General features: G+C 69.1%; 10 protein-coding genes. 2 read left to right on the top strand and 8 right to left on the bottom strand.

Annotated features, from left to right (window positions below; all coding sequences use genetic code 11):
• A partial coding sequence (locus ACWGJM_RS48580; protein WP_453418207.1) for a maltotransferase domain-containing protein occupies positions 1–716 on the bottom strand: 716 nt, incomplete at its 3' end.
• 268 nt (positions 717–984) lie between these two features.
• Here ACWGJM_RS48580 and ACWGJM_RS48575 point away from each other — a divergent pair.
• Complete coding sequence (locus tag ACWGJM_RS48575) at positions 985–3603, top strand: glycosyltransferase family 1 protein (protein WP_453418206.1); 2619 nt, start codon at positions 985–987, stop codon at positions 3601–3603.
• Between the two features lie 232 nt (positions 3604–3835).
• Complete coding sequence (locus tag ACWGJM_RS48570; RefSeq protein ID WP_453418205.1) at positions 3836–4036, top strand: SCO3870 family protein; 201 nt, start codon at positions 3836–3838, stop codon at positions 4034–4036.
• Positions 4037–4254: 218 nt separating this feature from the next.
• Here ACWGJM_RS48570 and ACWGJM_RS48565 read toward each other — a convergent pair whose 3' ends face one another.
• The 7 genes from ACWGJM_RS48565 to ACWGJM_RS48535 all read right to left on the bottom strand — a co-directional run bounded on the left by ACWGJM_RS48565 (position 4255) and on the right by ACWGJM_RS48535 (position 9383).
• The gene (locus tag ACWGJM_RS48565; protein WP_453418204.1) at positions 4255–5454 is read right to left on the bottom strand and encodes an ABC transporter permease; all 1200 of its coding nucleotides are present in this window, start codon (positions 5452–5454) and stop codon (positions 4255–4257) included.
• Complete coding sequence (locus ACWGJM_RS48560; RefSeq protein ID WP_453418203.1) at positions 5451–6320, bottom strand: ABC transporter ATP-binding protein; 870 nt, start codon at positions 6318–6320, stop codon at positions 5451–5453. The genes ACWGJM_RS48565 and ACWGJM_RS48560 overlap by 4 nt, the downstream gene beginning before the upstream one ends.
• Positions 6321–6446: 126 nt before the next feature.
• Positions 6447–6626, bottom strand: coding sequence for a hypothetical protein (locus ACWGJM_RS48555; protein ID WP_453418202.1), 180 nt, complete (start codon positions 6624–6626; stop codon positions 6447–6449).
• Positions 6627–6671: 45 nt separating this feature from the next.
• Complete coding sequence (locus ACWGJM_RS48550; RefSeq protein WP_453418201.1) at positions 6672–7523, bottom strand: hypothetical protein; 852 nt, start codon at positions 7521–7523, stop codon at positions 6672–6674.
• 147 nt (positions 7524–7670) lie between these two features.
• The gene (locus ACWGJM_RS48545; RefSeq protein WP_453418200.1) at positions 7671–7865 is read right to left on the bottom strand and encodes a linaridin family RiPP; all 195 of its coding nucleotides are present in this window, start codon (positions 7863–7865) and stop codon (positions 7671–7673) included.
• 127 nt (positions 7866–7992) lie between these two features.
• A complete protein-coding gene (locus ACWGJM_RS48540; protein ID WP_453418199.1) occupies positions 7993–8580 on the bottom strand; it encodes a hypothetical protein in 588 nt (195 codons plus the stop codon).
• Positions 8577–9383, bottom strand: coding sequence for an alpha/beta fold hydrolase (locus ACWGJM_RS48535; protein ID WP_453418198.1), 807 nt, complete (start codon positions 9381–9383; stop codon positions 8577–8579). Before ACWGJM_RS48535 ends, ACWGJM_RS48540 begins: the two co-directional genes overlap by 4 nt.
• Positions 9384–9475 lie beyond the last annotated feature (92 nt).

The following is a 9475-nucleotide window of genomic DNA, read 5'->3' as shown; positions in this document are numbered from 1 at the left end:
AGCAGGGGCAGGGTCTCGGAGGCGGTGACCAGTTCCCGCAGCGGATACCGGGCGAGGACCTCGGCCACCTCCGGCGCCAACGCCGCCGCCAGACGCCAGGCGGCCGGCCGGTCCTCGTCGCGCAGGGCCGCCGCCGCGGCGAGCACGACCTCGCGCCCGTCGCGCTTCGGCACCCCGGCGGCGGCCCGCTCGTACAGCCGGGCGCCCTCCTGGAGCACCAGGCCGGTGTCGATCCCCGCCGGTATCTTGATCTGCGCGTGGTGCCACCAGGTGGCCACGGGGTGGCTCCAGGCCTCCACCGTGTACGTCCACGACCCGGGCGCGTCCGGGGTGACCTCGGCGCCCCACCGGTCGGTGCCCGGGGCGAGTTCGCGCATGGGCGTCCAGGGCCCCGGGCGGCCCTCAGGGTCCCGCAGGACCACATTCGCACCGACGGCGTCGTGCCCCTCGCGGAACACGGTCGCGGAGATCTCGAACGTTTCTCCAGTCACCGCCTTGGCGGGCCTGCGGCCGCACTGGACGACGGGGCGGACGTCGAGGACGGGGATGCGGCCGACGGCGGTGCCCCCGGCCGCTGAGGACTCCTGTGGGGAGGCCGGGGGAGCATCGGCCGGAACACCGGCCGGAGTCCTCGGCTTGGTGCTCTTCTTGCCAGCTGTCCTGCTGGTCGTCTTGCTGCTTGTCGGGGGTGGTGACGAGTGGTGCGTGGCGGGCATGACCGCTCCTGTCCGCGTCAACGAGGGTGTGGGCGGATGACTGTGGGGAGGTGGGTCCTGCGGGTCTACCTGTGATGCGCCTGGGGAGCGTACCGGAGGAGCCTTCCCACCCTATTCAGGTAGGCAATCCGGCACTTTGTTAACTACTCACGCGTATGTCTACACACAAGTCCGGCCTCGAAGAGACGGGTACCCCCGGTACCGTCGAAGTCGACGACGAGACGCACAACGAAGTGTGTCTCACACGCACTGCGTCCGAGGTGGAAGTGTGAAGGCGATCCGTCGGTTCACCGTCCGTCCCGTGCTCCCCGAACCCCTCCGGCCGCTCAGCGACCTGGCGCGCAACCTGCGCTGGTCCTGGCATGCGGAAACGCGCGACCTGTTCCAGTCCATCGACCCCGAACGCTGGGCCGCCTCCGAGGGCGACCCGGTCCGGCTCCTCGGCGGCGTGCGCCCCGGCCGCCTGGCCGAACTCGCCGAGGACCGCCGCTTCCTGCGCCGTCTGGCCGCGACCGCGGACGATCTGAGCGACTACGTGACCGGCGACCGCTGGTACCAGACGCAGCCCGCCGGCCTGCCCGCCGCCATCGCCTACTTCTCCCCGGAGTTCGGCATCACGGCCGCCCTGCCCCAGTACTCCGGCGGCCTCGGCATCCTGGCCGGTGACCACCTGAAGGCGGCCAGCGACCTGGGCGTACCGCTGATCGGCGTCGGACTCCTCTACCGGCACGGCTACTTCCGGCAGAGCCTGTCCCGGGACGGCTGGCAGCAGGAGCACTACCCCGTCCTCGACCCGCACGAGCTGCCGCTCGCCCTGCTCGATGAGGCCGACGGCACCCCCGCCCAGGTCTCCCTCGCCCTGCCCGGCGAAAAGCGGCTGCGCGCCCGGATCTGGGTGGCCCAGGTCGGCCGGGTGCCGCTGCTGATGCTCGACTCCGACGTCGAGGAGAACGACCTCGGTGAACGCGGCGTCACCGACCGGCTGTACGGCGGCGGCAGCGAGCACCGGCTGCTCCAGGAGATGCTGCTCGGCATAGGGGGAGTGCGGGCGGTGCGCACGTACTGCCGGCTCACCGGCCACCCCGAGCCCGAGGTCTTCCACACCAACGAGGGGCACGCCGGCTTCCTCGGCCTGGAACGCATCGCCGAACTCTGCGAGGACGGCCTGGACTTCGACGCGGGCCTGGAGGCGGTCCGGGCCGGCACCGTCTTCACCACGCACACCCCCGTCCCGGCCGGCATCGACCGCTTCGACCGGGAGCTGGTCGCCCGGCACTTCGGCCCCGATGCCGAACTGCCGCGCATCGACGTCGAACGCATCCTGCGGCTCGGCATGGAGACCTACCCGGGCGGGGAGCCCAACCTGTTCAACATGGCCGTGATGGGTCTGCGCCTGGCCCAGCGCGCCAACGGAGTGTCGTTGCTGCACGGCCAGGTCAGCCGGGAGATGTTCGCCGGACTATGGCCGGGATTCGACCCCGAGGAGGTGCCGATCACCTCCGTGACCAACGGGGTGCACGCCCCGACCTGGGTCGCCCCCGAGGTCTTCCGGCTCGGGGCCCGTCAGCTCGGGGCCCAGCGCACCGAGGACGCGCTCACCGTCGACGGCAGCGACCGCTGGGACGCGGTCGCGGCTATCGCGGACCAGGACATCTGGGAGCTGAGGCGCACCCTGCGCGAGCAACTGGTGGTGGAGGTGAGGGAGCGGCTGCGGGCCTCCTGGCGGCAGCGCGGCGCGGGCACGGCCGAACTCGGCTGGATCGACGGCGTCCTCGACCCCGACGTCCTGACCATCGGCTTCGCCCGCCGGGTCCCGTCCTACAAACGCCTCACCCTCATGCTCCGCGACCGCGACCGCCTGATGGAACTGCTGCTGCACCCGGAGCACCCTGTGCAGATCGTGGTCGCCGGCAAAGCCCACCCCGCGGACGACGGCGGCAAGCGCCTGGTCCAGGAACTGGTCCGCTTCACCGACGACCCGCGCGTCCGCCACCGCATCGTCTTCCTCCCCGACTACGGCATGGCGATGGCGCAGAAGCTCTACCCCGGCTGCGACATCTGGCTGAACAACCCCCTGCGCCCCCTGGAGGCCTGCGGCACGTCCGGCATGAAGGCGGCACTCAACGGCTGCCTCAACCTCTCCGTCCTCGACGGCTGGTGGGACGAGTGGTTCCAGCCCGACTTCGGCTGGGCCATCCCCACGGCGGACGGCGCGGGCACCGACCCCGACCGCCGCGACGACATCGAGGCCGCCGCCCTCTACGATCTCCTCGAACAACGGGTGACCCCCCGCTTCTACGAACGCGGCCAGTCCGGTCTCCCCGACCGCTGGATCGAGATGGTCCGCCAGACCCTGACCCTGCTCGGCCCGAAGGTGCTGGCCGGCCGCATGGTCCGCGAGTACGTGGAGCGCCTCTACACCCCGGCCGCGCAGGCGGGCCGCGCCCTCTCCTCGTCCGCGGCGGAGGAACTGGCCGCCTGGAAGGCGCGGGTGCGTACCGCGTGGCACGGCGTGACCATCGACCACGTCGAGACGACGACCACCACGGCCACCGCCGAACTCGGCACCACCCTCGGCCTCCGCGTCCGTGTAGGCCTCGGCGCGCTCTCCCCCGACGACGTGGAGGTCCAGGTCGTCTCCGGCCGGGTCGACTCCGAGGACCGCATCACGGACGCCGGCATGATCGCCCTGAAGGCGGTAGGCGGCCAGGACGCGGACGGCCGCTGGCTCTACGAGGGCCCCCTCTCCCTCGACCGCACCGGCCCCTACGGCTATACGGTCCGGGTCCTTCCCACCCACCGACTGCTGGCGTCCGGCGCGGAGTTGGGGCTGGTGGCGGTGCCTTCGGAGGAGGGGGTGGAGGGGGCGGGGGTGCTGCTGCGCTGACATGCCCGTCGGCCCGCCCAGGGACGGCCGCCGGCTCTATGAGGGCCTCCTCTCCCTCGACCGCACCGGCCGTGGTCCCGGATCCGGACGACGCCAGTCGGCAACACCAGCCATGAAAGGGCGAGTTGCCGTCTGTCTGAGGTGTGTGGTTCGGGGCACCGAAGGAGGAGCCGACGATACGTACGTAGACTCGGCATCGGCCAGTCGACTCGTAGCTTGGGAGGACATACTCATGAAGAAGGCTCCGTTCGGCCCCCTGACCGCCGCGATCACGGCACTCGGGGTGGTGCTCGGTTTCCTCGCGCTCCAGCTGCGAGCGGAGGGCTATGAGCAGTACGTCGGCCCGGTGGCGAACGCCAGCGGACTGATGTACTTCACGGCGGCCATGGTGGTGGTGACGTGGGTCCGTGACCGTCGGCCGCACTCCGACTGAGTTCCCCGGCCGGTGATTGTCGGCCGCGGTGCGCTCGGCGCAGGCGGCGGGGCCTCCTGGACAGCTCACTGGTGACGCACCACCGAGCACCACCAGGAGGCACCTGTTGTTCCCCGGCGTTCCGGTGTTCGCGAAAGCTGCACGGAAAGAGGCAGCGGGCACCAAGCATCGGCTCGGTGCCCGCTGCCTCACGGCTCGGTGTTCACACGGCGGAGTGTTCAGGAGGTGAGTGCCTGGCGCCAGCTCAGGGACGCTCCAAGATGCAAAATGGAGCGCTGGTACACGCGTGCCGTCAGCCACGCGGCGGCCCCGGTCGCCACCGTCATCAGCGCCGCCGCTGCGGCCTGCTGCCACCAGCCGACCTCGTGGACGGCGGCCAGCATCGGCATCAACAGGCAGGAGAACGGGGGGACGTAGCGCAGTACGCCGACCCACGGCACGGACAGGTCCTGTGCAGCTACGAAGGCGACTCCCGCGGGCAGCATGGTGAGCAGCATGATGGGCGTCACCACGGAGTGGAGTTCTTCCGGCCTGGACACCAGGGAACCCGCGGCCGCGTAGAGGAAGGCGAAGAAGAAGAACCCGAGCAGGAACCAGCTCAGCGCGGAGATCGTGGCGGCGATGCCGGGGAAGCCGACGCTGCTGGTGTGCTTCACGGCGGAGGTGCCGACCGCGACCGCCGCGAGCACCCCCATCTGCACGAATGCGCTGATGCCGATCCCGACCACCTTGCCGACCAGCAGCCGCAGGGGCGTCAGGACGGACAGCAGGACCTCGACGACGCGGGTGGACTTCTCCTCGACGACTCCCTGGGCCACCAGCATGCCGAAGCCGAGGATCTGGACGAACAGCAGCACCGACACGGTGAGGGCGGCACCCAGTGACTTGGCGTCCCTCTCGTCGCCGCTGACCGTGATGGTCTTCGGGCCTGCGGCGGCCACCTGTTCGGACAAGGCCGTGACACTCACATGCTGTGCGCGCAGTGCGCGGTTCAGCGCCCACTGACGGGCCATGGCGGCTGCGGCACCACGGGCGGTGTCCGGAGTGTCGCCGCGTACGAGGATCTGAGCCCGCCCGTCCCGCAGGACGAGCGCGGCGGCCACCTTTCTGTCCTTGGTCTGCTCCCGCGCGGCGGCCGCGTCGGGCACAGACCGCGCCTCGATCCCTTTAGGCATGGCACCCACAACGGAAGGAGGAGCACCGGTGACTGCGACGTCGTACGTGCGGGGGCCGTTGCCGCCGCCGAGGGAGACCATCAGTGTGACGATGGCGAGCGCTGTGAAGAAGATCCCGAGGAGGTAGCTTTTCGTCGCCACCCGGGACTTGACCTCGCGCACGACGACGAGTCGTACCGCCTCCCGGAAGTCGGTCCGATGGTCGTTGCCGCGTTTCACGTCCCTGCCCGACTGACCCGTCATCGCACACCGTCCGGTGCCTTGGTCTCGTCCGCTCCCGGCTTTCCGAGCAGTTCGAGGAAGAGATCGGTCAGTGAAGGCTGCCGATGACGGAACTCGCTCACCTGTCCGAGGGTCATCGCGGCGGTGAGGAGGGCCTGGTCATCGGCTTCCGGTGCCGGCTGGAGGACACAGCCGTCCCCATCGAGCCACCAGTCGGCCACGCCAGGCAGCCGGGCGGGCCATCCGGGGTCCGCCTGAGCCATCTCCAGGTAGATCGTGCGGGGGCCTGAGGTGCGTAGTTCCGTCACCGTGCCACAGGCGACCAGGCGCCCCTCGCGCGCGACGCCGACCCGGTGGCACAGCCGCTCGACAAGGTCCAGTTGATGACTGGAGAAGAGGATGGGCACGCCGTCCGCTGCCTTCTCCTTCAGCACGGAGCCCATGTCCTCCACCGCCAGCGGATCGAGTCCCGAGAAGGGTTCGTCCAGGATGAGCAGTGCCGGATCATGTACGAGCGCCGCGGCCAGTTGGACGCGTTGCTGGTTGCCCAGACTCAGTTCGTCGATGCTGCGCTCGCGATGCCGGTCGATGCTGAGGCGCTCGGTCCAGTGGCGCATGGCCCGGGCGGCTGACGCCGGTGTGTGTCCGTGCAGCCGGGCGAGGTAGACGAGGTGGTCTCCCACCGTCATCTTCGGGTACAGGCCGCGCTCCTCCGGCATGTACCCGAAGCGCGCGGCGGCGTCACGGGTGACGGGTACGCCATCCCAGCGCACCTCTCCGGAGTCCGCGGCCAGGATGCCGATCGCAATGCGCATGGCAGTGGTTTTCCCGGCACCGTTGCTGCCGACGAAACCGAAGATTTCGCCCGGAGGGACCGTGAGAGACATGGCATCCAGAGCGAGCCGGTCGCCGTACCGCTTGGATATGGAATCGATGACGAGAGTGGACTGGGAAGAAGACATCAATGGCGCGCCAGATCGTGGGGGGAAGAGGTAGGTGGCTCACAAGGTGCGCTACTTGCGGGTGTCCTCTCCCTGTTTCGCCACGACCAGGCCCACGACTACGGTGGCCGCCAGGCCACCGAACATGATGAGTCCGGAGTTCTCCGGGGAGAGTTTGGACGCGAGGAAGCTGATAACCAGTCCGAGCGCGGCGATTCCGTAGACAACGAATCGGCGGGTTTGCTGGGTCATGGGTCCTTCCGGACGAGGAGTCGGTGCGGAGGGGGCACGGTATCGCTAGGCACTGGGCAGGGCAGGGGCCGTGGGGTGCTTTTCGGCCGCCGCTCCTGCTTCTCTCCGGGTGAGCGTGTAGAGGATCGCCGGGTGGGTGGCACCGAAGGCCAGCACGAAACGGTTGAGCCCCATGACCTGCCCGATGGCCAGGTGGAAAAGGGTCATCGAGCCGAGATAGGCCTTGGCTGCCGGCTTGGGCAGGACGAAGACGAGCGGGAACCCGATCTCCGCAGCGACGGTTCCCCAGGTCACGACCTTTCCCAGCAGCGGGTGTCGGTGCACGAGCCGGTAGATTCCCGGATGCCCGTAGTTGTGGGTTCGGACGACTCCGCTGAACGCCTCTCCGCTGAGCCACACCGGAGAAACGAGTTTGACCACTCCGGAGGCCACGTAGGAGATGGTCGTCTCGAGGGCCAGTGCGCGCATGGCCACGTCACGGCCCTTCTCGGTGTCCTGGAAGGTACCGGTCGAGGCGAGGACCACGTTGATGACCTGCTGGAGCTGGTCGGCACCGTCCCCGCCGAAGGGGCTCTGCAGCCGACCGGCTGCACCCGTCACCGCCAGAACAGTGCTGCCCGCCATGCGTACACCGCGCTTGTGCCCCCAGATCAGCGTGGCGGCGGAGGCGCCGGCCTGAATTCCGTAGAGGGCCATTGCCGCCTTTTTGGAATTGAGCGCACGGGTCAGCCGGGGGAATCTCTTGGCGAGGTGGGGACGCATGCTGTCCAATTGGCCGCTCAGTAATTCGCCGTCCTCGAACTTGCGGCTCTGGCTGAGCATTTCCAGTGCTGAGACCAGCGTACCCAGCGAGGCCACTCGGCGTGTGGTGGCCTCGGGTGAAGCGCTGAAGAACATGGATGAGAGCTCTCGGGTGAGTCGGTACGAGTAGAGTAGGTGGCCGAGGACGGGGGCACGGTATGCGTATCGGGCGTACCGTGCCCCCGCCGTCTTGTGTCAGCCGCGGCCGACGCTGCCGATCGGGATTGTCGGCCGTCGGCTGTTTCAGTGGTGGACGGCCTGGTTGAGCGTGGCCGCCGCCTGGGCCGTGGCCGCCGTCACCGCGATGCCGATCGGAACGGCCTCGGGGGTCGCGATGGTGGCCAGCGGGGTGATCATGGTCGGGGTCGCGTCAGCTCCCACACGGCCCGGCTTCACCTCGGCCAGATGGGTGTTGGCGAATTCCGCCACAAGTGACATCTCTGTCCTCTTTCTCTTGGGTTCCGACAGTGGGTTCTCCAGCCGTTCGGCGGGAGGGAGCGAACTCACGCGCATGGGGCTGCCGAGTGAGCTCGCAACGTCCGGCCGAGAGGGAAGGATCCGCCCGCTATGCGGCTGTCGGGGTCGCAGCGGTACTCAGGAAGTCACCGTCCTCCAGCGGGAACTCCACGGATACGAAAACGGGTTCGATGTGCCGGTCTACGGGGGTGGTGAGGTAGGACTGCATCAGGAGGAACTGGCTGTGCGTCGCGCCTTCGGCATGGGGCAGATGAAGCTGGATGTAGCGGGCCAGGAGCTTGTACCCGGGTGCCAGGAGCACGGGACGCAGGTCCACTCCGAAGGCCGCCGCGCGGGCGGAGATGTCCTGGCTGGCGTCGAAGAGGGCCTTCGGGGACCGGTTTCGTGCGTTCCATGCCAGCGCGTACCAGGGACGGTCGCGGGTGACCGGGACTTCCTTCCACTCGCCGGGCTCGCCTTCGGTGATGTCCCGGTAGAGGAGGTGGTTGTCCTTGACGCCGGGGTTCGGCCCGAAGAACCGCCAGTTCGGTGTCGGTATCCGCCATTTCCCACGACTCAGGATGGTGTCGAAGCGCCGCTCGGGCAGTTGTGCCGCTGCCGTCGCGACCAGCCAGGTGGCGAGTGACGCCGTGACGGCGGCCGTCTTCAGGCGTTCGGTGTTGACGGTCAGGATCACGCCGGTTCCTCCTCCCGTACGGCGGTCTTCCTGGCGGCGGGGCGGTCCTCGGCGGAGGGCCGCTGCCGTCGGGCCGGCTCGGACGGCGGATCACCGGCGATCAACTCCGCCACCTGTTCGGCGTGCTGCTGGACGGAGAGCAGGGACTCGTGGTCGGAGCCGTCGACGAAGTGGTGGTGTGACCGCTTCGACAAGGTGGCCAGCCCCGCCTGGACGGCGTGGTGAGCGGCGTTGTCCCCGTGGTTGTTCTCCGCCGTGATCACCGTGAGCGGTGTGTCGAGGCCAGTCAGTTCCGGATAGGTCATCGCGTCCCTGTACTCCCGGTAGGAAGTGGCCCAGGCCCGGGGGTGGGCCAGGAAGGCCGTCAGACTCCGGTTGACATCAGGACGGTACGTCTTGTTCACGTTGAGGGCGGGACGGAAGGCGGAAAGGCCGGCCAGTGCGTACACCTGCTCCATCAGCATCGACTGCCGGGACCACCGGTCGACGTCGGTACGGCGCGAGAGGCGCAGCATGCGTACGTCAGTGGCGTCGATCATGACGACTGAGGACACGCCCTGCGCCGCGCCGGGGTGCAGGGACGCGTACGCCGCGACGAGGTATCCGCCGAGGGAGTGGCCTGCCAGTACCAGCGGCAGGTCGGACGCGTACGTGTCGCGCAGCTCCTGCAGCAGCACGAAGTGCCGTTCCAGGCCGTACCGGGTGGCCGGCGTGCTGAGTCCGTAGCCGGGGCGGTTGAACCGCAGGTACCCCATGTCCTGGGGAAGCCTGCCGCACACCCAGTCCCAGTATTCGTGAGACATTGAGGCTTTTTCATCATCGGTCTGAGCTGGCCAAATGCAGGGTGAGGACGGCCTGGACGAGGCAGGTGATCCGGGTGGTCGAGCACCGGAGC

It is taken from the genome of Streptomyces sp. NPDC054834 (assembly GCF_053611185.1).
Note: the sequence above shows the minus strand (reverse complement) of the source record. Positions and strands in the feature narration are given on the sequence as shown.

Excerpts from the sequence above, each read along its gene's own strand:
- ACWGJM_RS48535 (WP_453418198.1), bottom strand. The coding sequence starts at position 9,383 with ATGTCTCACGAATACTGGGACTGGGTGTGCGGCAGGCTTCCCCAGGAC.
- ACWGJM_RS48570 (WP_453418205.1), top strand. The coding sequence starts at position 3,836 with ATGAAGAAGGCTCCGTTCGGCCCCCTGACCGCCGCGATCACGGCACTC.
- ACWGJM_RS48545 (WP_453418200.1), bottom strand. The coding sequence starts at position 7,865 with ATGTCACTTGTGGCGGAATTCGCCAACACCCATCTGGCCGAGGTGAAG.
- ACWGJM_RS48550 (WP_453418201.1), bottom strand. The coding sequence starts at position 7,523 with ATGTTCTTCAGCGCTTCACCCGAGGCCACCACACGCCGAGTGGCCTCG.
- ACWGJM_RS48565 (WP_453418204.1), bottom strand. The coding sequence starts at position 5,454 with ATGACGGGTCAGTCGGGCAGGGACGTGAAACGCGGCAACGACCATCGG.
- ACWGJM_RS48555 (WP_453418202.1), bottom strand. The coding sequence starts at position 6,626 with ATGACCCAGCAAACCCGCCGATTCGTTGTCTACGGAATCGCCGCGCTC.
- ACWGJM_RS48560 (WP_453418203.1), bottom strand. The coding sequence starts at position 6,320 with ATGTCTCTCACGGTCCCTCCGGGCGAAATCTTCGGTTTCGTCGGCAGC.